We start from the raw sequence: 25,141 nt of genomic DNA on the forward strand, positions 1-25,141 counted from the left end.
TTTGATTTGAAGGAGGTGAGGGCATGTATAGAATGAAAAAATGTATGACGGGTATCTTATTATTCATGACGTTGATGGTGCTTTTAATGATGCATCCGAAAGAAGCGTTCGCGCATGCCACTTTAGAGAAGCAAACACCAACTGAAAATAGTGTTGTTCCATCACAACCAGAGACGATTCAACTCGAATTTAATGAACCTGTGTATACCGATTATTCTAAGATCACGCTTTATGATGATGAGGGGAATAAAATAGATACATTGAAACCCCAAGAATCAGGAAAGTCACAAAAGCTGAATTTTGATGCTTCGGAAGTCCAAAAAGGCACGTATCAAATTTCATGGGAAACGATTTCTATCGATGGCCATGAGGTGGACGGTCAATATTATTTCTCTGTCGGTCATAAGACAGCTGATGCGATTGATACATCAGGGGCATTTTATACGGATACCTTTTTCTGGTTTGGACTCATACGGTTTATTTTACAATCTGCGTTGCTCATATTAACAGGCCTGTACATTGTGAATTTGTTTATGGCACGTCAAGAAGCACCTACATTCCATATCATTCCGCATCATCGTAGTGCGGTTATTTTACTTATGATGACAGCTGTGGGTGCAGCGATTGTTTATTTGATGACTTTACCAGAAACGGTGATCACATCGATATTGAAACTTGATTTTTCTGTTTGGATACAATTTCCGTTTATGCTTTCTATGACAAGTTTAATCATCGTACTAGGCCTGTTCACTTTGAGAAATATGGAACCGCTTTGGCAACAAATGATGCCGTTATTCATTTTTATTAGTTTGGCGATTTCTGGACATGTTTGGACACAATCCATACCGATATATTCAATTGTTATACGGACGATTCACTTAATCGGTATCGCAATGTGGCTTGGAAGCTTTGCATACTTAATCGCTTACTTGTTTTCAAAACAGCGCCATTCTTATGTATTGATTATTAAAGATGTACTACTTAAAACGAATATTGGCGCAGTTATACTTATTATTGTGACAGGCTTTTTAATGTCTATCGATATGACGTCTTTATCTGCAATGATCACAAGTTCGACAACATATAGTAGCCTCTGGTTCGCCAAAATTGGGTTGACGATGGTGATGATGATTTTGGGTGCTTTCCAAACTTTTTGGGCCATGCGTCAAAAATGTCGTATCAATCAACCATTACTGTATATTGAAATCTTCGTCGGTGTATTTTTAATCTTAGCCGGTGTCATCATGAGTCAAATTGAAATTCCCTTATAGAGAGAAAGGAAGTAAATAAATGAAAATGCCAAAATTTTTAATCAGTTTTATCGCTTTGATAGTGATGGTCGCGATCACTGCTACAGTAGCTGAAGCACACGTTAAACTCGATCCACAAGTGAGCGAACCGGGGTCATATCAACAATATGATGTCCGTGTTCCGGTTGAACGTGATAGCCATACGACTAAAGTTGAACTTGAAGTGCCAAAAGGTGTCACAGTGTCTGCGATTCAACCTGTGCCTGGGTTTAAACACCAACAAGAGAAAAATAAAGACGGTGAAATCACGAAAATCACTTGGACAGCAACAGGAGAAGGAATCGGTGAAAATGAGTATCAAAATTTCCCGATTATCGTGGCCAATCCAGATGAAGAAGGGACATTTAAATGGAATGCCCTACAAACATATAAAGATGGCAAAGTTGTAAAGTGGACAGAAGAAGGTGAAGATAGCCAAAATCCAGCACCGACAACAGAAGTTAAAGCGGGTGGTGCAGCGACTGAACATGGAGAAGCGGGTGAAACAACATCAGCAGCATCTCCATGGCTTTGGGTGATCAGTATTGCTGCTTTAATCGTGTCTATCGTCGCATTGTTTAAACGTAAAAACTTTACGAAATCTGACAAATAATTGTTGTTGACAGGACGTCTAGGTTTGCCGATATAATCATTAGTATAGGTGATGACAGGGGCACGTTTGTTGTATTCAATTCACACTAAAATATGGTTGATTGAGTTATGTGCAATGCGCATCACAAGGTTCGAAAAATGTAGGGGTAACGTTCAATTCCCGTGTTGTATAAAGTAATAATAGCAACCATGAGAGTTAGCGGATTAAAACAATGGAGCGTGAACACAATGAGACGAATTTTATATGCATTTATGACTTATACCGTGTTAGGGTTATTGAGTGGATTTGCTTATAGAGAATTAACAGTACACTATGAATTTACGGGGTCTACCCAAATGAGCGTAATGCATACGCACTTATTGACGCTCGGTATGTTTATGTTTTTGATGTTAATTCCGATTGAAAAATTGTTCAAAATCAGTAGCTACTATTTATTTAACTGGTATTTTATTATTTACAATATTGGTGTGTTGACAACAGTGTCAATGCAGTTTATGAAAGGTTTTAGAGAAATTTCTGGCGGTACGATTCCGGCGTCATTTGCAGGCTTTGCAGGTATAGGGCATGTGACGATAACGGCTGGATTTATTCTATTATTTTTCTTATTAAGACAAGCGATACTTGTGGCACCTCGAGATGGCGCCGTATCCAAAGATGAAGTGAAAGACGAAACACTTCCCAAATAAATCATGAACACAAAAAAGCCATTCGGTTCAATGTCACGAAATGAGACACTGCACTGAATGGCTTTTTATATTACTTTTCAACAGGGTAGTGAAGGTACATCCCACCTGAATGCGGCTCTGTTGAGATAAAGCCAAATTTTGCATAAAGTTGATCGGCCGGATAATCTGCAATCAGACTGACATATGTACCGGGTTGGCGCACAGATTCAATGTAATCCATAATATGGTTCATGACTGTTTTGCCGTGACCTTGCCCTTGGTATTCAGGACGTACTGCAATATCGATAATTTGAAATGCAGTTGCACCATCACCTATGACGCGACCCATACCGATGAGTTGTTGGCCATTAAAAAGCGTCACTGTAAAACACGCATTCGGTAATCCAATTCGAGCAGCAGTTTCTGATTTTTCACTCAGCCCTGCAACGCGCCGTAATTCACAATAGTCGGCTGGGCTTGGAATTTCATATCTCACTTCAATTGTCATCGCTTCATAATCCTTTCGTTTTAGTGTGGTAAAAATTGACGATTCGCTTCTTTAAAGACATCGTTGTGACTTGATACGTAGCCTTCTTTAGGGGCGGAAGGATCGATGTACTGTTTAGCACTATTTGCTGCATGAGCTGCATCACTAAAAGCACTGGCAATTAAATGCACTTTTGCAGGATGTTGTACAATGTCGCCACAAGCATAAATCCCTGGCACAGAAGTACAAGTATTTTTCTCCCCATACACATAATCATTGTCTACGGTTTTAATTGTAACATCTGAATCGTTTAAGAGTGCCAACTCACGTTCGAAGCCATGACTAATAATCACATCATCAACACAATGCGTCGTTGTTTCACCTGTCTCACTATTTTGAAGCACGACTTCATTGATGAGATTCGCGTCATCCTCTGTACTATTCAACTGTATAATTTTACTGTTCGGAAACTTTTGGACATTTAACGAATCTAAAATGCTTTGCATTGCTTCATGACCAGAAATATCTTTTTTGCGATATACAAGCTTCACACTTTTCGCATAACCGGATAAGTCACGGGCCCAGTCTAATGCAGAATTGCCTGCACCTGAAATCAAGACGTCCTTATCTTTAAATTTTTGATATTGTTGAACGACATAGTGTAAGTTTGTGAGTTCAAATCGTTCTGCGCCTTCTATTTTGAGCGGTAATGGTTTTATAATACCGGCACCTATTGCAAGAATGACTGCACGTGATGTTAAGGATTGACCATCAGCAGTCATCACTTCAAAATGTTGTTCGCCGTGTTTTTTGATATTTGTAACCTTTGTTTCTAATAAAACTTCAGGATTAAAATGAAGGCCTTGTTGAATGATATTTTTTAAGATGTCATAGCAGGATTGCGGTGCGACTCCACCAATATCCCAAATGATTTTTTCGGGATAAATTTGCATTTTACCACCCAATTCTCGTTGAACATCTACAATGCGAACGTCCATCCCTCTAAGGCCTGCATAAAAACTTGCATATAATCCAGCTGGGCCGCCACCGATAATTGTTACATCTTTCATTTTTTTACGCTCCCTCGAGTTCATATGATATCATCCATTATCTAATAAATGAGAATAATTATCAATTGTTGACCATGAATTTCTAGAATATATTTGTATCTACCCATAATTTTTGGGTTGAGTGATTCACAATGGCGTGAACAAAAAAGACTGGGACATTAAGTTTTCCCAGTCTCAATCCCTATATTTTATTCGACATTTTTTGCATTTGTACGTGCACGCAAGTCTTGTTCGATTTGTTCAAGGCTACGACCACGTGTTTCTGGTAAGAATTTGATAACGAAAAACATTGCAATAATACCAATCACTGCAAAGATTAAGAAGACTTGTTGAACTTGAAGTACATCAGTGAGCACAGGGAAAAATTGTGCTACAAGTAAACTACCGATTGAAAGTACGAGTGCTGCAATCCCTGTTGCTGCACCACGCGCACGCATTGGGAATAATTCTGGTAACATGACCCATAAGACTGGCCCCCATGAAACACCGAAGAAAATAATGAATGTTGTTAAACAAATCATAATAATCCAAGCGGCACTATTTACCCCGATGAGCCAAATCAACGCACTCATGATGAGTAACGAAGCCACCATACCAATATTACCAATGACAAGCAATTTTTTACGGTCAATTTTGTCGATAATAGAAATCGCGAAAATGGTCACAAGTACATTCACAACACCGATACCGACTGTACTTAAAATCGCTGTTGATTCACCTAATCCCGCTGTTGCGAAAATTTTAGGTGCGTAGTAAATAATGGCATTAATCCCAATTAATTGTTGGAGTAACGCAAAAACACTACCGATAATGATAGTCGATAACAACCAAGGAGATTTAAGAACTGTCCATGTGCTATCTGCAATTTGATTGATCTTTTTCATGTTTTCAATTTCGTGATCAATTTCTGAAGCCGGGTAAGTCAATTTCATCACGTCACGCGCTGCTTTTTCACCACGTTTTTCAAGTAAACAACGTGGGCTTTCAGGCATAAAGATCACACCCACCATGAGAATAACTGATGGAACAACTGCTAAGCCAAGCATCCAACGCCATCCTTCAATCGGCGCAAATGCATAGTTGACAAGATACGAAGCTAAAATACCGATTGTGATCATTAATTGGTTAAGTGAACTTAAAGAGCCACGTGCGTCTGTCGGTGCAAGCTCAGAAAGATAAACGGGAACAATCGCAGTAGAACCCCCGACGGCTAAACCGATAATGACACGTCCTAAGACTAAAATTTCCATCGTTGGTGCGAGTGCTAAAATCAATGCACCGATAATAAAGACGATAGAGATCATAAAGACTAAACGACGACGACCCAATTTCTCGGACAGTGGGCCACTTAACCCAGCACCGACAATTGCGCCGACTAACATAGACGAAACAACAAGACCTTCAGTATATGCGTTAAGTGGGATGTCATTTTTTAAATAAAGCAATGCACCGGAAATAACCCCCATGTCATAACCGTATAATAAACCACCTAAAGCACCAATGAAGAAAATCATCTTTTTATTTATTTTCATTGTGCAACCTCCATTATTTTTCTGTATACAAGTATACGCTTTCATAAGATAATAGTAAATTATAAAAATTTGCAAGTTTAAAGATTTGTAATCGTGAATTACTTGTCATCAAAACATTTTTATAAATGCTTAATCATACTGTTGTATACGCGAAAGTGGACGCCATGATTTGATTGAGGTGTTGCCTCAAAAGTGTGACGATTATCACATTTCTGAAGCAACGTTTATACAATTTTTAAGATTCAGAACGTAAATCAACGACGATACGGCCGATAAAGTCATGTTTTTCTGCGCGTTCTAAATACGTTTTTAATTCATTAAAAGGCACAACTGTTTTAATGTCATGTAATTTTTCAGGTTTTAAGTCTTTAGAAAGACGGCGCCATAAATGCTGTCTACGTTGCATTGGAAAAGCGACTGAATCTGCACCTAGTAGTCGAATGCCTCTTAAAATAAATGGATAAACGGTACTTGTGAACTGAGCGCCACTTAAGTTACCACTTACGGCAACTGCACCATGTCGTTGTGTACGTTTTAATACTTCAGTTAACGTTTCACCACCGACAGGGTCGATAGCGGCTTGCCATTCTGTTGAAGCAAGGGCTTTATCCGTAATTTCATCAATTCTAGGGATGACTGTGCGTGCACCTAACGCTTTTAATTGCTCGTAATGTTCAGTCTGACCAGAACTTGCAATGACTTTATAGCCAATTGCATTTAACATCATGACTGACATTACACCGACACCACCTGTAGCGCCACGCACGAGTACAGGACCATTTGTACTTGTGATTTTGTTATCTTCTAATAATTGGATAGAAATCGCAGCTGTAAAACCTGCAGTACCAATAATCATCGCTTCTTCTAAAGTTAAGTCTTCAGGGAGATGAACTAACCAATCACCTTTCACTCGCGCAACCTCACTAAAACCACCATCATGATTCACACCGAGATCATACCCCGTTGCAATGACTTTATCGCCTTCTTTAAATGATGGGTGGTCCGAAGCCATCACGACACCGGCCAAGTCGATACCTGGGACAATCGGGTAATTGCGAATAATTTTGTTGTTCGATTTTGTCGCTAATACATCTTTATAGTTGATACTTGAATAATGTACACGTATTGTGACATCGCCTTCAGACAAATCATCTACCGTAAGCGTTGTGAAATCTCCAGATAATGTGTCTGCATCATGATTCACGCGAAATGCTTTAAATGTTTCTGTCATTTGCATGTGCCTCCTCAATTTTTTTCGTTCACACTTTACCAAAAACGTTCATGAAAGACAATTAGATTGCTTTTGCTCGTTGAAGTGAAGCGATTCATGTACAATGTAAGAAAAGGGGGATGAAACTTTGGGATATCAATTGAGAAGAGTGACTGTGACAGAGGTTGAAACCTTGCAAAAGGTAAGTATAGATACATTTTTAGCAGCGTATCAACATGATTACGATCAAGTGTTATTTGAGCGTTACTTTGCAGAAGAAATGTCTATCAAAAAGTTAACGGCTGAATTAGAACATCCGAATATGTACTTTTTCTTTTTACACAATGAAGTGGAAATCTTGGGCTATGTCAAAGTGAATGTTGAAGCGGCACAAACAGTAGAGAAAGGTATTGAGTATGCTGAACTTCAACGGATTTATTTGTATCCTGACTATCAAAGGCAAGGGTTAGGGCAATGGCTATTCGATCAAGTGTGTGACTTTGTGAAAAATGAATTAGGTAAGTCCAAGTTATGGTTAGGTGTGTGGGAGGAAAACACACCGGCACTCAATTTTTATTTGAAACAAGGCCTTGTTAAAACAGGGGTACACCCATTTAAGATGGGCGACCATATTGATGAAGATTGGATTATGGAGAAAGATTTATAAAAATTGTTTGAAAATTTTGCTTAAAAAGTTTAGTATTCAGTGTGAAGTGTATAAAAAAGTGATAGGGTTTTTCTATATCATTTACTGAATGAGGAGGAAGCAACATGAAAAGATTATTGGCAAGCTTGATGATAGTACCATTATTACTCGTTGCATGTTCGGATGATGAAGGAAAAGATAAAGATCAGTCATCGAACAAAGATCAAACAACTCAAAAAGACAAGAAAGTAGATCAAGACAAGCAAAAAGAAAAAGATAACAAAGCAAAAGATGACAAAGCAAAAGATGAGCAATCCAAAGACAACAGTGCGACGTCAGGCAACAACGAAGGCACGGATAATGGACAAAGTACAAACGACACGCAACAAAATCAGGCATCAAATGACAACGGAAATGAACAAAATCAAACGTCGCCATCATCTTCACAATCAAAACCGACATATGTTGCACCATATCAAGGTCAGAACGTTGCACCAGTAGCTCAAAATATTGTTCGCCAACAAGTCGATCGTCAACAAGCATTAAAAAATCTTCCGAACTTCCAAACATCACTCGACAATGCACAAGCAGAAGTCAATCGCTTTAACGGTCAAAACAATCCTTATAATGACTATGCATTGCAAGGTGATGGTGGTCATTATAGTTACATGTTTAGCTTTATTAATCAATCACAACCGGGAACGTATACTGTTGTGACAGTAGATGGTACAGGACAAGCGAAAATTGTAGACCCAGCATATCGTCAATAATACGTTTTGAACAAAAAGGTTAGGCACATAGGCGGCTTAACCTTTTTAATTTTTAAACATAAAGATGGTGAGATCACGTGTTCCCCATCTTTATTGATAGCGTGATAACAGTAAAGGAATTAACGGTTTGAAATGATATTGAAAAATAAAAATTAAACATATAGTATAAAATGAATAAGTATTTTTTAACTTTGCATTTCTATCATATTAAAATCTATCATTGCAATTAGAAAAAACAACTTATATAATCTAGAATAAACGTCATTGTAAGGTGATATATACACCTTTTAAATGCTGATGACACGAATCAATAGTCTTCTACAACTATTGAGAAATTATTCACAAGCACTATTGAATAAATTGCATAGGCATGGTATATTTTATGTGAAATCAATCACATGTCCCCTCATGGAGATTGACGCATAAAAAATAAATATTGAAGGTAGATGAAAAGAGATGTTAGTAGAGAATTTCGATCCATTTCACAATCTTGCAATTTCTGCATTAGTTGCAAGTATACCAATCATTTTATTCCTGTTATGTTTAACAGTGTTTAAAATGAAAGGGATTTATGCAGCGATTACAACACTTGTCGTAACACTTGTGATTGCATTAGCTGTATTTAAACTCCCAGTAGGCATTGCTTCTGGTGGTATTTTAGAAGGTTTTTATCAAGGTATTTTACCAATTGGCTTTATCGTTATGATGGCCGTATGGTTATACAAAGTTACTGTAGCAACAGGTCAGTTTTCTATTGTACAAGACAGTATCACGACAATTTCTGAAGACCAACGTATTCAATTGTTATTAATTGGTTTTGCGTTTAATGCATTTTTAGAAGGTGTAGCTGGATTCGGTGTACCGATTGCTATCTGTGCGGTGTTACTGATTCAACTTGGATTTAAACCATTACAAGCCGCAATGCTTTGTTTAGTAGGTAACGGTGCGGCAGGTGCATTTGGTGCCATTGGTTTACCTGTTTCTGTTATCGATACATTAGCTTTAAAAGGTGACGTTACAGCTTTAGATGTTGCTCAAGCGACAAACTTAAGCTTACCTATTTTAAGTATCATTGTACCTTTCTTATTAGTCTTTATTATCGACGGATTTAAAGGGATTAAAGAAACATTACCAGCGATTATTGTTACAATCGTGCCATTCGTAGTATTACAAGTATTCTTTAACCAATTTTTCGGTCCTGAGTTAGTGGACATTCTTCCTCCACTTGCTTCAATGGGTGCTTTAGCATTATTCTCGAAAAAATTCCAACCGAAAAATATTTTCCGTTTAAATACAGGCGAAGAAAAAATGGAAGTCCAACATCATTCGTTCAAAGAAGTCGTATACGCATGGAGCCCATTCATTATTTTAACTATCCTTGTATTAATTTGGAGCTCAAAAGCATTTAAAGGACTCTTTTTGGAAGATGGCGCATTGTCATTCATGAACATTAAATTTGGCATTCCAGGTACTATGAATGATATTTCTGGACAACCGATTATGTTAACATTTAACATTTTGAATCAAACAGGTACTGCATTATTGATTGCAGGTATTATTACGGTTTTAATTTCTTCAAAAGTGAACTTCAAACGTGCAGGTGCATTGTTTGCAGAAGCATTTAAAGAATTATGGTTACCGATTTTGACAATTTGTTTCATCTTAGCCATTGCAAAAGTGACAACTTACGGTGGTTTAACAAGCGCTATGGGCGAAGGTATTTCAAAAACTGGAGCAGCCTTCCCATTCTTATCACCTATACTTGGTTGGATCGGTGTATTTATGACAGGTTCTGTAACGAACAACAACGCATTATTCGCGCCAATTCAAGCTTCAGTAGCGCCTCAAGTCGGTACAAGTGGTGCATTACTTGTTGGTGCTAACACTGCAGGGGGTGCAATTGCGAAATTGATTTCTCCACAATCAATTGCGATTGCGACTGCAGCTGTAAAACAAGTAGGTAAAGAGTCAGAGTTGTTGAAGATGACTTTAAAATATAGTGTTGGTTTATTGATTTTCTGGTGTATTTGGACGTTTATTTTATCATTGATTTTAGGTTAATGATTGAAGGACTGATATGGCTGTTTTTGGCTATGTCAGTTCTTTTTTGTTTTGGGGATGATTAGGTTGTTTGAAGATTATTGGATTGCTTGAAATTACTTGGATTGCTGGAAAAATTCTCGGGTTTTAGGGGATACTTGGATTGCTTGAACCGTGCTACGCTTTCCGAGGCGCTGACCTCTCAACTAACTAACGCTTGATTGAACTGTTACATAGAAGAAGCGTTAGTGGATTTTCGAGGTCAGCTGATGCCTCAGGAGTCTTGCACGGTTTTTGCAATCGAGGGTGAGTACCTCTAATTGCAAGAGGAATAAATCAAAAACAGCTTTAACTTTCTAAAATCAAAATACATTTATTTTAGTATGGGGGATTGGAGTAGTTTGCTGTATCCCTTGGGAGTGTCGAATTTTTCTTGCAATCCAGGAAAAGATGATCTTGCCAAGGTGGGAGGAAAATCAAAATCAACCTTATATTGGTTTGGGTGGAGGAAGATGAGAGGTGTCGCGATTACTGAGGGGGATTAAGAGTCTTGCACGGTTTTTGCAATCGAGGGTGAGTACCTCTAATTGCAAGAGGAATAAACCAAAAACAGTTTTAACTTTCTAAAATCAAAATACACTCACTTATTTTAGTATGGGGGATTGGAGTAGTTCGCTGTATCCCTCGGGAGTGTCGAATTTTTCTTGCAATCTAGGGAAAGATGTTTTGCCAAGGTGGGAGGGAAATCAAAATCAACCTTATATTGGTTTTGGTGGAGGAAGAGAATCTTTTGAGAGGTATAGTGATTGCTGAGGACGATTTGGCTATTTGCGTTGAATAAGAAATATTAATGGATGTTCTTGATACAAGATAAAAAAAGACCGAGAAGCTGTACATCACAGTTTCCTAGTCTTTTTTTAATATGTGCTTATTTATTTTGAATCACTTGATCCATGGCTTTTTTAAATTGATTATAGATGGCTTCAGGTGAATATTGTTCAACAGTTTGGTAGCCATTTTGAATAATAGGTGTTAAATATTTTGAATGTCCATATTCAACGATTTCTAAGAGTTGCATGGCGAGTGCTGAGGTTTGAAGGTGTGGGACTAAGTATCCATTACGCCCATGTTGAATGAGGGATTTCGGACCGGTATTGCCATCAAAACTAACGACGATACTGCCTTGATTCATTGCTTCTAAAATGGTCATACCGAAACCTTCATTACGTGATGGCACACAAGTGATTTTACTTTCAGCGATATAGGTACTAAGATGTTGCGTCGTTGGCCGTAAAAAGACGAGATCTTGTAATCGTAAAAAGTTGATTTGTTGTTGTAATGCCTCTTTCTCACTACCATCCCCAAAAATAGAAACGGTATAACCAAAGTCACGCAAATCTTCTTGTATTTCATAGACGGCTTGTATGAGTAAGTCAAAACCTTTTTCGTACTCAAAGCGACCTGCTGCAATGATTTGGTTCTTCTTCATAATATGATGTCGTTTTTCATCAATCATATTCGTAACGACAAACACCGGTATATCTATATATTGCGTGTAACGCTGTTTGTCTACTTCAGTTAAAGTAGTTATCGCATCGAGATGTGGATAGTAAGTCAATATCTCTTCCTTTAACTCTTGACGATGTGCATCCAAATTCATATGCTCCATGCCAATCGTTAATTGATGACTTTTCGCAAATCGTGCAATGAGTAAATTGTGGCTGGCACGCGTACCTACAAAAATATCTGATGTATCGTTTTGTATGGCACGAATCATCTTTTTTTCGATATAACTTGAATATTGTCGATATCCTGGTTCGTAAGATGTTAAATATTTAGGTCTTAACAATGGAGTGAATTTACGAATACGGTTCGCTGCGAGTGGGATGAGATTTCGTAAGCCAAGTTGATAATGAACTAATGACTTAACTGTGACGCGTGAATCAAGTTCGAAATAGGGTTGTTGCTTCGATTTGAAAATGGAAATGATCGTGACTTGATGCCCTTGATGAACCAATTGATTGGCAAGGTTTGTAATCGTCTTAACTGTACCGCCAACAGCAAAAATATTGTGCATTAAAAACGTGATAGACTTCATGACGCATCCCTCGATTAGTTACTTTTTCTTCATTATAGCACTGCTGAAATGAGGAGTGTTAATGAATTGTGAATGTAATATGTAAATTATTGATTGCCATGCTCGAAATGAAAATGAGCAATATGTTTTGTACAAATCAGTTTAATGAAAATTTCACAAATTAGACGTAATTGCTTTTTTCTTACATGATTAAGGTATATAATTAAATTATTGGTCTATTGTGTTATCGGACGGCAGTTTCATGACATACCAATCATTTTGATAATGTTATAAAATGTGTGGATAAGGCAATAGGCAACAGTTCAAATGAGGTATGATAAACTAAAATAGTCGAAATATTTTTATACTTCATGAATGAAACAGGTGGATTTGACAACATAGGATGCTGTGAACGATTTAAAACGAAAAAGGGGGTCTGTATTGTTATGAAAAACTTACATAACAAGACAGATGTTGTACTTATTGGTGGCGGAATCATGAGTGCAACATTAGGAACATTATTAAAAGAATTAGAGCCTGAATGGGATATTAATGTTTTCGAACGTTTAGATAAATGTGCACAAGAAAGTTCTAACGTGTGGAATAACGCGGGCACAGGACATTCTGCACTATGTGAGTTGAACTATACAAGTGAAAAAGAAGATGGATCAGTCGACATTACAAAGGCTATTAAAATTAATGAACAGTTTCAAGTTTCGAAACAATTTTGGTCATATCTTGTGAAAAACGGGCAACTTAATCAACCAGAAGGCTTTATTCGTACGGTACCACATATGAGTTTTGTCACAGGGGATAAAAATGTCAACTTCTTAAAAGCGCGTGTGAAAGCATTGCGTGAAAATGTATTATTCCAAGGGATGGATATTACAGATGATCAAGAAACGTTGAAAAAATGGGTGCCTTTAATGATGGAAGGCCGTGAACAAAATGATGAACCAATGGCTGCAACACGAGATGAGTCTGGGACAGATGTTAACTTTGGCGCATTGACACATAAATTGTTAAGCAATTTAGAAGCTAAGGGCGGTTCATTATATTACGAACATGAAGTGCTTGATTTAAAACAACATCGTGATGGGACATGGACAGTTAAAATCAAAGACTTAAAAGAAAATCGTGTATTTACAGTGGTTTCTAAATTTGTATTTATTGGTGCGGGTGGCGCAAGTTTACCTTTATTACAAAAAACGGGATTACCTGAATCCAAACATATCGGTGGTTTCCCGGTAAGTGGGATGTTTTTAGTTTGTAAAAAGCCAGAAATCACGAATCAACATAAGGCGAAAGTATACGGTAAAGCAGAAGTGGGTGCACCACCGATGTCTGTACCGCACTTGGATACACGTTGTATTGACGGAGAACGTGCCTTGTTATTTGGTCCATTTGCTGGTTTCTCACCAAAGTTCTTAAAAAGAGGATCATATTTTGATTTAATTAAGTCCGTGAAACCGAATAATGTGACAACGATGTTAGCAGCGGGTGCAAAAGAAATGGGACTTACTAAATATTTAATTCAACAAGTCTTGTTATCTAATGAAGAACGAATGAATGATTTAAGAAAATTTGTTCCAACAGCGAAAGACGAAGATTGGCAAGTCGTTGTAGCTGGTCAACGTGTCCAAGTAATTAAAGATACAGAAGATCAAGGTAAAGGGACATTACAGTTTGGAACTGAGGTCATTACGTCTGAAGATGGCACATTAGCAGCATTGTTAGGTGCATCACCAGGGGCATCAACAGCTGTTGCAGTGATGTTAGATATTTTGCAACGTGCGTTCAAAGATAAGTTTGAGCAATGGGAGCCACAAGTGAAGGCGATGGTACCGTCGTTTGGTGTCCGTTTGACGGATGATATTGAGTTGTTTAAAAAGTTGAATCATGAGATTTCGGAAAATTTAAAGTTGGATGAATCGGGTGCGTTGTTGAGTTAATATGTATAGATGAAAAAAGCAGTGAGGCGATGGGGCTTCACTGCTTTTTGGTATACCATTTGATAATTAAAGGATTGCTTAACCGTGCTACGCTTTCCAAGGCGCTCCAGTCTCAACTAGCCAACGCTTGATTGAATTGTTACATAGGTGTAGCGTTGACGGATTTTCGACTGCAGCATAATGCCTTAGGAGTCTTGCACGGTTTTGCAATCTTTGAAAAGAGGTGGTATCAAAAAAGATGAAAACATGTCACACATTTATTACTAAACGCACGTTTTTTCTTTTATTTTGGATGTGAGAAAATGGACCATTCTGCGCTTTCCGAGGGGCTGAACCCTTCAACTAACTAACGCTTGATTAAACTGTAACAGGGTTGAAGCGTTAGTGGATTTTCCGGGTCAGCTGATCCCTCAGGAGTCTGAAATGGTTCTTGCAATCATAATAGATATCCACACAGACTTTTTATTTCGATGTATCCTTCAACAAAAGCACCGATCTCTCACCTTATTAAAAGAGATTGATATTTAGCATGCTACGCTTTCCAAGGCGCTCCAGTCTCAACTAGCCAACGCTTGATTGAATTGTTACATAGGTGTAGCGTTGGTGGGTTTTGAAAGCAGTACAGAAATCTCATGTGCAACAAAAATTTCGCCGTACTTGCCCCCGTAAGGCTGACTAGATTTCTCAACAGCATCCACATTGAGAAGTCAGACAGTGACCGCAATGATAGTACGCTGTCTGACTAGGATTTTTATGAAATGTCTTGCTGAGAGGTGTTGATGCGTGGAAGGGTGATGGTAAACGTTGTCCCATGATTGATTTCACTTTCTACTTCGATACGGCCACCATGACGTTCAATAATAGACTTCGAAATCGCCAGACCAAGACCATTGCTATCTGTGTGGCTAGAAGATTTATAAAAGCGTTCAAAAATTCGTTGTTGCACAGCGTCATTCATACCAGGTCCATCATCTTGCACTTTTAATATCATTTGGTCCGCTTCAGCAGTCAAATCGATTTCAATCGTGCCAAATGCCTCCGTATACTTAATTGCATTACGGATGATATTTTCAAAGGCTTGTGTTAACAGCCTTGCATTTCCTCGAATGTTTACTTCTTCTAAATCATAAAGGAGTACTTGATTCTTCTGATCAATTGTATAATTTTCGTGTTTTAAAATCTCTAAAATACAGTCATTGACTAAAAATATATCGTCAAATTGTAAATGTGAATCATTGTCTAATTCTGATAATAACAACAGTTGACGAACGAGTTGACTCAAGCGGTGTGTTTCATCATATATACGCTTAATATAACGGGATTGCTGGGGTGTTGTATGTTCATGTTGCAATTGCGTCAATAAATGATGAATATGTGTTAAAGGTGTTTTAATTTCGTGTGAGACATTTTGAACAAAGTGCTGTCTCATATCGTCCAGTTGTTTTAATTCGAGTCGCATCGTGTCGAAATGTTGTTGTAGGACGCCCAGTTCATCGCGGCGTGTTATAGCAATAGGTGTCGCAAAGTCGCCTGCCATGAGCTGTTCGGTGGCGTGTTTTAACTGTTTGACTGGCTTAACTAATGCGTACGTTGACCATGTGACAAGCGCAATTGAGAAGATAACGAGTAAGACAAGTAACACGAGTAAAAAGATGCGGAACTCACCAAATGTTTGACCAATATCTGGCCTCATAAAAACTGCCACGTTACCATCGGAAGTTGTGAAATGTGTCCCGACTGTATTACGTGTTTCATTATCAAAAAATCCTGTAATAACGGGGTTGAAAGGTCTTTCCCCGATGCCATGATAGTCTTTGCCTGACTGTACCCGTCGAATATCAGCTGTCGTTAAATTTTGTTTTCGAAAGGGTTCGCCATAATATGTGGCTTGACCGGCTTCATTATAAGCGACAACTTGGTAATTTAAATCGCCTAGTAAAGCCAAATAGCGCTCTAAGTCTTGACTGTTTTGTGCATCTTTATACGCTACAGCACGCTTTAATGTGGCCATAATTTTTGCGTCATTTTTCTCTTTTAATTGAAAGTGGTAGTATACATTGGCAATCTCAAAACTGAGTAACGAGCTGATCAACATGACGGTAAAAGTATAAAGTGCGAAACGTGAGTACAATGATTTAAGCATTTTGCGTCACCTTATAACCGATTCCACGTACAGTTTCAATATGAACATCAGCCCCGAGCTTTTTTAGACGTGCTCTTAAACGTTTAATATGGACGTCCACTGTGCGTTCATCTCCTTCATAATCGATACCCCAAATTTTTTCAATCAATTGTTCACGAGGAAAGACTTGTTTTGGATAAGCGACGAGCAAACTTAACAACTCGAACTCTTTGTGCGGTAAAATCATACCTTTCGTATCAACTTTTACCTCGAGCTGGAGTTGGTCAATCGTCAAGTTTCCTAATGTCAAAAGTGTTTGTGTCGCGATTTGATAGCGTCTAAGCACGGCTTGTATACGGAAAATGAGCTCAGCAACTTCAAATGGCTTCGTAACATAATCATCCGTTCCAGCTAAAAAAGCACGTTCTTTATCACTCAGTGCATCTCTTGCAGTCAGCATAATCACAGGATATTCATAGTCGTATTTTAACGTTTCGCACAGTTCAAAGCCGTCCATACCATCCATCATGACGTCTACGATAGCGATATTAATCGTATGTTTTTCAAGGTATTCAAGAGCCGCTTCACCACTTGTGACAGTGACGGCTTGGTAACCTTTTTGCTGCAAGTGTGTGGCGACGTAATTCAAAATTTCTGGATCATCATCAACAATTAAGCATGTGACTGACACGTTGACCGTCCTCCTTGATGTGCAATTTCAGCCTTTACGAACATACGCAAATAACGTTGTGTAGCTGTTGAAGCTATCATAAATGTTTTTATAAAAAGTTGCAATTGGAAATCGAAAGGAACATTGATGTGGTGATCTAGCCATTTTCAACTTTTTCACGCGAGTTTCAAAGGAAATGTCAAAGATGTATCTTGTTCATATTCAGTTCATAAATCGGCGATATAGTAGAGCCAAGATGAAATTGAAAGGGAGATACGCATATGAAACTTGCATTGAATGAACTTAAATTTTACAAGTTCAAATATTTATTAATCACATTTATCGTTATCCTTCTTGCAAGTATGGTGCTTTTTATTACGGGATTAGCACAAGGTTTAGCAAGAGAAAATATTGCGCTCATCGACCAATTTAAGTCTGAACGCTTTGTCATTCAGAATGATGTCGATCAGCAACTTGAAAAATCAAATATCGATGCCCAAACACAGCAAGAAATTGAAAAAAACGTTAAAACAGCGCCATTAAAATTAACAATGGCAACGATGACGCATCAAGATAACAAGACGGATATGCTGTTTGCAACGCTACCAAAAGGGGAACGTCCAGCATTAAAATCAGGACACTTACCACAAAAAGCGAATGAAGTGGTCTTGAATCAAAAATTAGCAGGTGAAGGTGTCAACATCGGGAATCAAGTGAATATCGAGGATAAAAATATCACTTTAAAAGTGGTCGGTTTCTTTGATGATGTGATGTATGCACATACGAATATTGCTATGACAACAGATGATGGATTAAAAGCCATTGCAGGAAAACATGTGGCAACTTCTCTATACTTTTTAAACGATGTGACATCACAACAGATGAAACAAATTGAAGGAATTTCAGGTGTAGAAGTGGTCAACAAACAAGATTTAACGGATGCGATTCCGAGCTATCAAGCAGAGCAAGCACCATTGAATATGATGATTGTAAGCTTATTTGTCATTACAGCAATCGTCCTGACTGCATTTTTCTACGTGATGACGATTCAGAAGACTTCAGAAATTGGGATTTTAAAAGCGATTGGTATTAAAACAGCACATTTATTATGGAGTTTGTTATTCCAAATTTTAGTCGTGACGATGTTAGGCGTGATTATTGCACTTTTACTCATTACAGGATTAGAAGCGGTGTTACCGGCCACAATGCCATTCTTTATCAATAGTAGCATGATGATACTCGTCGTAGTTGTCTTCATTATTGTAGCTATTGTTGGTGCATTTCTATCATTAGTACGTGTGTTTAAAATCGATCCTATTGAAGCGATTGGAGGGGGACAAGTATGAGTTTAGTCGTCAAAGATTTAGTGAAAACATTTGGCAAAGGTGATGCCGCGACAAAAGTATTAAAAGGGATTAACTTTGAGGTGCAACCTGGAGAATTTGTTATTTTAAATGGGATGTCAGGTTCAGGGAAATCTACATTGTTGACGATTATTGGTGGGCTCTTATCTCCTACAGAAGGTCAAGTGATGTTAGACGGTGAAGATTTGGGGCGTTTGTCTCAAAAAGCATTAACAGACAAGCGCTTGAAAGACATTGGCTTTATTTTTCAAGCGTCTCATTTGGTTCCTTATTTAAAAGTACACGAACAATTAGAACTCGTGGGTAAAGAAGCAGGGATGGACCGTCAATCTGCACAACAGCGGGCAAAAATGTTATTAGAAGCAATCGGATTAAGCCATAGAGAAAATGTTTATCCGCATATGCTATCTGGCGGTGAAAAACAACGTGTGGCTATTATGCGTGCATGGATGAATCAGCCGAAACTGCTACTTGCAGATGAACCTACTGCAAGTTTAGATGCAAAGCGTGCGACAGAAGTGGTTGAAATGATTAAGCAGCAAGTACGTCAAGAAGGCACTATTGGCATTATGGTGACGCATGATCAACGGTTGTTTGATTATGCAGATCGTATTATTTACCTTCATGACGGTGAATTAATGGAAACAGCGACTGCAATAAAGGAATCAAATTGAGTCCATTCACCAAATGTTTTGATAAACAGAAAGGAAATAGGATATAAAAATTTTGATAATCTTACCTTGATATATTTCAATCAAATTGTTCTCATTGATAGGCTTTTTGAATTCTTAAATTGACATTGTGAGATCATGTTTATAGGGGTTTTTCGCAAAGCTGACTCGACTTCTAAAAAGTGAGCGCACGGAAAAGTCAGATAGTTACTGTGTTAAACAGTAACCACTATCAAAGTTAAAAGACGATATTTTGTTATTAGGTATATCCCTCGGGTGACTCGTCTATTTTAGTAATCTGAATTTAAACGCTACGGATCATTGAGGCAAGGTGATAAGATGAAATGTTTTAATCTCCACTCACTTTAATTGATTTTACATTTCCATATTTTAATTTTCGCATATTGAAATAAAAGCGGGGACTGGGACATTAAGTTTTCCCAGTCCCTATCTTTTTATGGACATATACTGATTAATAATGATAAAACAGCCAAAAATGAGGATGAATGGTACGTCATCAACAGATGTTATGAGGTTGTCTCAATTTCATAAACTTTCCCTAAATGGATTCATTTGATGTAAGATTGCCCAGAAGGCTGAGACTCCCGAGGGATCAGACGCAGTCGAAAATCCGCCAACGCCTCATGTGTGTCATCGTTCAATTTAGCATTGGCTAGTTGAGACAAGTCCCCTGGGAACGCGAAGCCATAAGGGCAATCAAATACCACAAATCATAGGAGGATTAGTTAAACTAAATACTGCATCCATAGCATCATAAATGATTATGTCTCATCTCCCGTTTTGTCATGCTTAGACGTGAATCGGTCCACCTGGTCCAACTGGAATACCTAGTAAATACCAAATAATAAGAAAGAGCGTCCAAAATATGCCGAGAAAGATTGAATAGGGCATTAAGCTCGCGATGAGTGAACCTAATTTCATTTTCGGATCATATTTTTGTGCGTATGTTAATAATAAAGGTAAGTAGGGCATCATCGGTGTTATCGGGTTCGTAATAGAATCGCCCACGCGGTAAATCATTTGTGTGAATGCAGGGTGAAAACCTAACAATAACAACATTGGCACAAAGATAGGACCTAAAAGTGCCCACTTTGCGGATGCACTGCCAATGAGCATGTTGATGAGACCACTCAATACGAGCAACCCGACAATGAGCAAGACCCCATTCTGATCTTGGAGTAATTCAGCACCTTTAACAGCAATGACGATACCTAAATGACTCCATGTTAAAAACCCTAGAAGTTGTGCAGCGAAAAACACGATGACAATAAAATTACCCATTGTTCCCATTGAGTCAGTTAACATTTGACCAATATCTTTCGACGATTGGATGGTTTTAGCTAATATACCGTATACAAGTCCAGGTATTAGGAAAGTTAGAATAATGATAAGACCAATACCATTCATGAGGGGTGAATCTTCTATAAGACTGTGTGTTTGTGGATGACGCAGCCAACTATTTTCAGGTATTGCAATAATAGCAATGACACTTAAAGTCACAACAAAACTGATATTTGCCCAAAACAGTGCCCGCTTTTCTTGAGGTGTTACATGGGCTGTATCATCATTCTCTGTCATGGCCATTTGAGAGTGATCATAGGTTCCTAAATGGGGAATGACGATTTTCTTAGTCACAAACCATAATATAGGTATCAGTATCACTACACTCGCTGCGATAAAGTACCAGTTCATCGCGACGTTCAGTGTCATGTCTTCTCTTATTAAATGTGCAGATGGTTCTGTAAAAGCATATACGAGTGCGTCTTGCATACCAATAAAAAGGTTCGCCGCAAAGCCACCTAATGTTGCAGTATAAGCAAGTGCAAGCCCAGCAATCGGATGATAACCGAGCTTCAAAAAAATCATTGCGACAAGAGGTGGTAAGACAATCGGTGCTGCATCTCCAGCAATATTCCCGAGAATTCCCACAAAAATGATTGTCGGTAAAAGGATGCGTTCAGATGTCATTGAGACGATATGAATCATCAATTTATCAAAATAGCCACTTTTTTCAGCAATACCAATCCCAATCATGACAGATAGGACAATACCGAGTGCAGGAAATTGAGAAAAGTTCTTAATCGCATCATTCATGAACATCATAAAACCGTCATGACTTAATATACTGCGCACTTCAACTATTTTGCCGGTACCTGGATGTTTGACTGCTGTATCGAATTGCGCTACCACTGCAGTAGTTATGGCGAGTACAATACATAATGAAAAGAAGAGTATAATTGGGTCGGGTAACCGATTGCCGACCTTTTCAACTTGATTTAAAAATAATGAAAAGACTGATTTATTTTCGCTATTGTTCTTCATCACATCACATCCTATCCTATCTGAATACTCAAAATCGTCATTGAGAAGTAAAACCACTTCAGTTTATCCTCTTGTAGACACATACTTCAAATATGTGAAAATTGAGTATAACAAATCAAGAAGTGTTATGCATTAAGGGGTCTGAAATTTAAGCAAACAAGTTTGAAATACATATGCTGATTTGTATCACACTAAAGCATACCCAGGCCCATGGATATTGAAACAGTAAGCCACTGTAATCACGGATGAGTTCACGACTGACCCAATGATGTGGTGTTGGGGCACCGTAGCCAAATGCGCGTACTTGTTGGCGTTCAGCGAGTCTTAATGCGCGAAGAATGTGAAATGAACTGGTCACAATCACGGTATGTGGTTGTTTGTGAAGAGCCAAGTAACGCTTTGAATAGAAAATATTTTGGCGTGTATTGGTCGATTGCGCTTCCATAGAAATTTGTTGAGGCGCTATCCCTTGTTGGAGTAGATACCGTTGCATGGCGAGTGCTTCAGATATCGGTTCATCAGGACCTTGACCCCCACTAACAATGATATGAAACTGTTCTAACTGTCGACTGAGTAAGATGGCACGATCTAACCGTGCTTTTAACATCGGTGTGACAGCTTCTGTGTATATTCCAGCACCTAGGACAATAAGATTGGCACGTGTCACTGATGGTGCACGCTGTAAAAAAGCATAGGTCATGAACAAATAAGTCTGCCAAACTGTTAGAAATACCATGGCTAATTGAATTAACAATTGAAAGGGTAAGGTCAAAATGGTTGGTATTAAAGGTGTTATGAATAAGCTTCCGACAATAAGTGCAATAATCGCAAAGTGATAAGCCATCACGCGACCAATAATGTACCCATACATTTGAAAATGACGTTGTATCGATAAAGCAAGCCCCATCAACCCAATGACTAAAAACAAGATGAACCACATGAGTCGATGGTCATTGTGGATGTAACTCATCGTCATGAAAAGCATATGCACATATAAAAGTGCTGTAAATGAACGAATGCGTAAAAAAAGATGTGGCTTTATCTTTATTAATATTAAGATTATAATGTAGCTTATTAATAGCAAGATTTGAAGTAAGTTCATTTTTAAAGTCCTTTATTTTATCATTTACGGTAATGATACTAGATTCTTTAAAAAAATGTCGGAAAATGAGGTTCCCTTATAAAATAATTGTTGGTACGATGGTAAGGATAGTTGTTTGTAATGAAGGCGGTGAAGAAAAATGACCCATTCCAATTTGATGAATCAGCATGTGACGTTCATGGGTGAGTTTATGACGAATATGAATGCACTCACAACAGGATTGTTAAAAGATTTAAGAGAACGATATGGTATTTCTAATGAACAATCGAGTGTGTTATTGATGCTTTCTAATGACAAGTCACTCACATTAACAGAGATTACATTACGTCAAGGTGTGAATAAAGCGGCAGTCAGCAGAAGAATTAAAAAATTAGTAGATTTAGGTTTAGTCAAATGGGTAAATATGGCATATGAATCTGATAAACGTTTGAAGTATGTTGCGTTGACTGAAGCAGGAGTAGGTTATGTTCGTGCTTCCAGAAATCTTATTGCGGATTTAGCGAATGAAATGCTGTCGGACATCCCATTAGAAAAAATTGAACAAACGCGAGACATGCTTGAATTGATTGACGAACGTGTGCAAGATCAATTGAATCAACTGTAATAACAAATATTACAATTGACGTTACTACTTGCGTCTGATGCAGTTTCGAGCGATAAACAGTATGATAGAAAAACATGGCAAATGAACTGAATGAATAGAATAGGAGGTGTACGTATGGGTCAATGCGCGGTATGTCATCATGAAAAGTTACAACATCATAGCGTCTGTCCAAATTGCCAAAATCAAATATTATATTCTAAAATACCTAATCACCAGTCAGCGGAGCAACCAGATGCAGCACAGTCATCTTCTTCCAATAACAATAAAAGACCACCTTCATTAAAAAAAGTCATCCCTATTGCTATTGTGAGTTTCATTATTATTTTACTCATTATCTTATTTTTACTGCTCAGGAACTTTAATTCTCCTGAAGCTCAAGCGAAGATATTGATTAATGCAGTTAATAATGAAGATGCTGCAAAAGTGTCGAACCTCTTAAGTTCAAAGGAAAATAAGGTAGGTCGACAAGAAGCGTCCACTTACATTCAATATATAAAAAATGAAGTGGGAATGAAACTATTCGAAAAAGAAGTATACGACACTGTGGACGGACTTAACCACGAAACTGCTGTCGCCTCTTATATTAAAACACGTGAAGGTCAAGATGTGTTGAGAATTAGTAAAAATGGCCGTCGTTATTTAGTGTTTGATAATTTAAGTTTCTTAGCACCGACGAAGCAAGCCGTCGTCAAACCGAAAGAAAAGGCGACATTTGAGTTTGATTCAGATGGCTCACAAAAGAAAGTTGTCGCTGAAGCAGGTCAATCTGTATCGCTTGGGCAATTCATACCAGGAAGTTATGCGATTGATACCGTTAAAACAACGGACCGTGGTACGTATGAAGGGCAATTAAAATTCGATTTTGTAAACAGTAAAAATGAGACCATCCCTGTGACTGAAGACTTTAAATCGTCGCAAGTGAAGGTGTCACTTAAAAATGCGAATGCATTGGATCATATTAAAGTCGTGATTAATGGTGAAAAAATAGCGCAAAATAAAGACGATACGTATGGCCCGTTTCCTGTTAACCAAGACATTCAAGTTTATGCTGAGGGTGAAGCTTACGACCATACTTTTAAAACCGATACAAAAGTGATTAAAAAAGATGAGGTACAGTCAGAAAACAATATCACTGTGTCATTTGATAAAGATGAGATTGAAAAATATCGTGAAACAAAAGAAAAAGAGACGTTAAGTAAAATTAAGGACTTTTTCAAGAAATATACGTCATCATTAAATGACGCATATAAAAACCGAGATTTTGACTTAGTTTCCAAATATTTAAAGGAAGATACAACAAATTATGACGCGATGCGCGCAAACGTGACAAGTCAGAACCAACAACAGTTCAAAGATCCTGAAGTGACTGATGTTTCTCGCAACGATGATTATTATTCCGTCACTGTCGAAAAAGAAGACGCACAAGGACGCACGATTCATTCCCAATATTTATTAGATGGGGATCAAAGTGCAAATCATTTAAAAATTGTTAACTATCAAAATTACTAAAGTTGAAAGACGAAATACACTGCATAAAGTTCTAGTCCGTTGTTGGATTAGAACTTTATTTTTTTGACGTGAACACGTATTCTTAGTGACGATATATTAGGCTGTCAAAAAGGACATAGTACTGACGCCTAAATGAAAAGGGGTTATTTGGGTTAAAGTGCCAACCGTGGGGGAGCAAAAATCGGGAAATGACGCGTTGTGTCTCGTGTAGAGTAGTTAAATTGAAAATGAGTTTAAACAATTAATAAATTATTTAAAACAATTGTTGGACTTGTTCCAAAAAAGGTATTTGAATTAATTTTTGTTTCTATTGAGTTGTGTCGAAACTTGAAGTACAATTGTTAATAATTTAATAAAAGACGGTGTAAAATAATATTATGAGAAAAACTTTGTATTGTTGATATG

General features: G+C 37.9%; 20 protein-coding genes. 11 read left to right on the top strand and 9 right to left on the bottom strand.

The features are described 5' to 3' along the window. The first annotated feature begins 23 nt into the window (after positions 1-23). From CD138_RS07875 to CD138_RS07885, 3 genes are all read left to right on the top strand, one after another. Entirely contained in the window at positions 24-1,271 is a 1,248-nt protein-coding gene (locus CD138_RS07875; RefSeq protein WP_019168198.1) for a copper resistance CopC/CopD family protein, read from the top strand. A 19-nt stretch (positions 1,272-1,290) separates the two neighbouring features. Beyond that, complete coding sequence (locus CD138_RS07880) at positions 1,291-1,902, top strand: YcnI family copper-binding membrane protein (RefSeq protein ID WP_019168199.1); 612 nt, start codon at positions 1,291-1,293, stop codon at positions 1,900-1,902. Between the two features lie 227 nt (positions 1,903-2,129). After that, positions 2,130-2,588, top strand: a complete 459-nt coding sequence (locus CD138_RS07885; protein ID WP_019168200.1) for a DUF2871 domain-containing protein — start codon at positions 2,130-2,132, stop codon at positions 2,586-2,588. A gap of 70 nt (positions 2,589-2,658) precedes the next feature. Here CD138_RS07885 and CD138_RS07890 read toward each other — a convergent pair whose 3' ends face one another. The 4 genes from CD138_RS07890 to CD138_RS07905 form a co-directional block, all read right to left on the bottom strand. Then, positions 2,659-3,075: a GNAT family N-acetyltransferase gene (locus CD138_RS07890; protein WP_019168201.1), complete on the bottom strand. Its 417-nt coding sequence runs from the start codon at positions 3,073-3,075 to the stop codon at positions 2,659-2,661. Positions 3,076-3,095: 20 nt separating this feature from the next. Then, positions 3,096-4,124, bottom strand: a complete 1,029-nt coding sequence (locus tag CD138_RS07895; protein ID WP_019168202.1) for an NAD(P)/FAD-dependent oxidoreductase — start codon at positions 4,122-4,124, stop codon at positions 3,096-3,098. A 188-nt stretch (positions 4,125-4,312) separates the two neighbouring features. Beyond that, on the bottom strand, positions 4,313-5,656 hold the full coding sequence (glcP, locus tag CD138_RS07900; RefSeq protein WP_019168203.1) for a glucose transporter GlcP: 1,344 nt from the start codon (positions 5,654-5,656) through the stop codon (positions 4,313-4,315). A gap of 235 nt (positions 5,657-5,891) precedes the next feature. After that, a complete protein-coding gene (locus CD138_RS07905; protein ID WP_019168204.1) occupies positions 5,892-6,887 on the bottom strand; it encodes an oxidoreductase in 996 nt (331 codons plus the stop codon). 127 nt (positions 6,888-7,014) lie between these two features. Between CD138_RS07905 and CD138_RS07910 the strand changes: the two genes are divergently transcribed. The 3 genes from CD138_RS07910 (at position 7,015) to CD138_RS07920 (ending at position 10,343) form a co-directional block, all read left to right on the top strand. Beyond that, on the top strand, positions 7,015-7,533 hold the full coding sequence (locus CD138_RS07910) for a GNAT family N-acetyltransferase (RefSeq protein WP_019168205.1): 519 nt from the start codon (positions 7,015-7,017) through the stop codon (positions 7,531-7,533). Positions 7,534-7,637: 104 nt separating this feature from the next. Next, the gene (locus CD138_RS07915; RefSeq protein WP_019168206.1) at positions 7,638-8,282 is read left to right on the top strand and encodes a hypothetical protein; all 645 of its coding nucleotides are present in this window, start codon (positions 7,638-7,640) and stop codon (positions 8,280-8,282) included. Between the two features lie 456 nt (positions 8,283-8,738). Next, on the top strand, positions 8,739-10,343 hold the full coding sequence (locus tag CD138_RS07920) for an L-lactate permease (protein WP_019168207.1): 1,605 nt from the start codon (positions 8,739-8,741) through the stop codon (positions 10,341-10,343). 907 nt (positions 10,344-11,250) lie between these two features. On the opposite strand, the gene CD138_RS07925 is transcribed toward CD138_RS07920, so the two are convergent. Further along, positions 11,251-12,420, bottom strand: a complete 1,170-nt coding sequence (locus tag CD138_RS07925) for a glycosyltransferase family 4 protein (RefSeq protein ID WP_019169571.1) — start codon at positions 12,418-12,420, stop codon at positions 11,251-11,253. Between the two features lie 425 nt (positions 12,421-12,845). On the opposite strand from CD138_RS07925, the gene mqo reads away from it, so the two are divergent. After that, entirely contained in the window at positions 12,846-14,351 is a 1,506-nt protein-coding gene (mqo, locus tag CD138_RS07930) for a malate dehydrogenase (quinone) (protein WP_019169572.1), read from the top strand. Between the two features lie 751 nt (positions 14,352-15,102). Here mqo and CD138_RS07935 read toward each other — a convergent pair. Beyond that, positions 15,103-16,494, bottom strand: coding sequence for a sensor histidine kinase (locus tag CD138_RS07935; RefSeq protein ID WP_019169573.1), 1,392 nt, complete (start codon positions 16,492-16,494; stop codon positions 15,103-15,105). Further along, positions 16,487-17,164, bottom strand: coding sequence for a response regulator transcription factor (locus CD138_RS07940; protein ID WP_019169574.1), 678 nt, complete (start codon positions 17,162-17,164; stop codon positions 16,487-16,489). Before CD138_RS07940 ends, CD138_RS07935 begins: the two co-directional genes overlap by 8 nt. Positions 17,165-17,424: 260 nt before the next feature. On the opposite strand from CD138_RS07940, the gene CD138_RS07945 reads away from it, so the two are divergent. Together CD138_RS07945 and CD138_RS07950 are read left to right on the top strand one after the other, a co-directional pair. Continuing rightward, positions 17,425-18,489 (top strand): ABC transporter permease, encoded by a 1,065-nt coding sequence (locus CD138_RS07945; protein ID WP_019169575.1) that lies wholly within the window; start codon positions 17,425-17,427, stop codon positions 18,487-18,489. After that, positions 18,486-19,181 (top strand): ABC transporter ATP-binding protein, encoded by a 696-nt coding sequence (locus CD138_RS07950; RefSeq protein WP_019169576.1) that lies wholly within the window; start codon positions 18,486-18,488, stop codon positions 19,179-19,181. Before CD138_RS07945 ends, CD138_RS07950 begins: the two co-directional genes overlap by 4 nt. A gap of 807 nt (positions 19,182-19,988) precedes the next feature. Here CD138_RS07950 and CD138_RS07955 read toward each other — a convergent pair. Together CD138_RS07955 and CD138_RS07960 are read right to left on the bottom strand one after the other, a co-directional pair. Continuing rightward, positions 19,989-21,521: an AbgT family transporter gene (locus tag CD138_RS07955; protein WP_019169577.1), complete on the bottom strand. Its 1,533-nt coding sequence runs from the start codon at positions 21,519-21,521 to the stop codon at positions 19,989-19,991. A 148-nt stretch (positions 21,522-21,669) separates the two neighbouring features. Next, positions 21,670-22,491, bottom strand: a complete 822-nt coding sequence (locus tag CD138_RS07960; RefSeq protein ID WP_241522236.1) for a YdcF family protein — start codon at positions 22,489-22,491, stop codon at positions 21,670-21,672. Between the two features lie 271 nt (positions 22,492-22,762). On the opposite strand from CD138_RS07960, the gene tcaR reads away from it, so the two are divergent. Together tcaR and tcaA are read left to right on the top strand one after the other, a co-directional pair. Beyond that, complete coding sequence (gene tcaR / locus CD138_RS07965; RefSeq protein WP_019169579.1) at positions 22,763-23,227, top strand: MarR family transcriptional regulator TcaR; 465 nt, start codon at positions 22,763-22,765, stop codon at positions 23,225-23,227. Between the two features lie 114 nt (positions 23,228-23,341). Further along, a complete protein-coding gene (gene tcaA, locus CD138_RS07970; protein ID WP_019169580.1) occupies positions 23,342-24,736 on the top strand; it encodes a membrane-associated protein TcaA in 1,395 nt (464 codons plus the stop codon). The last annotated feature ends 405 nt before the right edge of the window (positions 24,737-25,141 follow it).

This window comes from Staphylococcus intermedius NCTC 11048 (assembly GCF_002902385.1).
Taxonomy (GTDB): domain Bacteria; phylum Bacillota; class Bacilli; order Staphylococcales; family Staphylococcaceae; genus Staphylococcus; species Staphylococcus intermedius.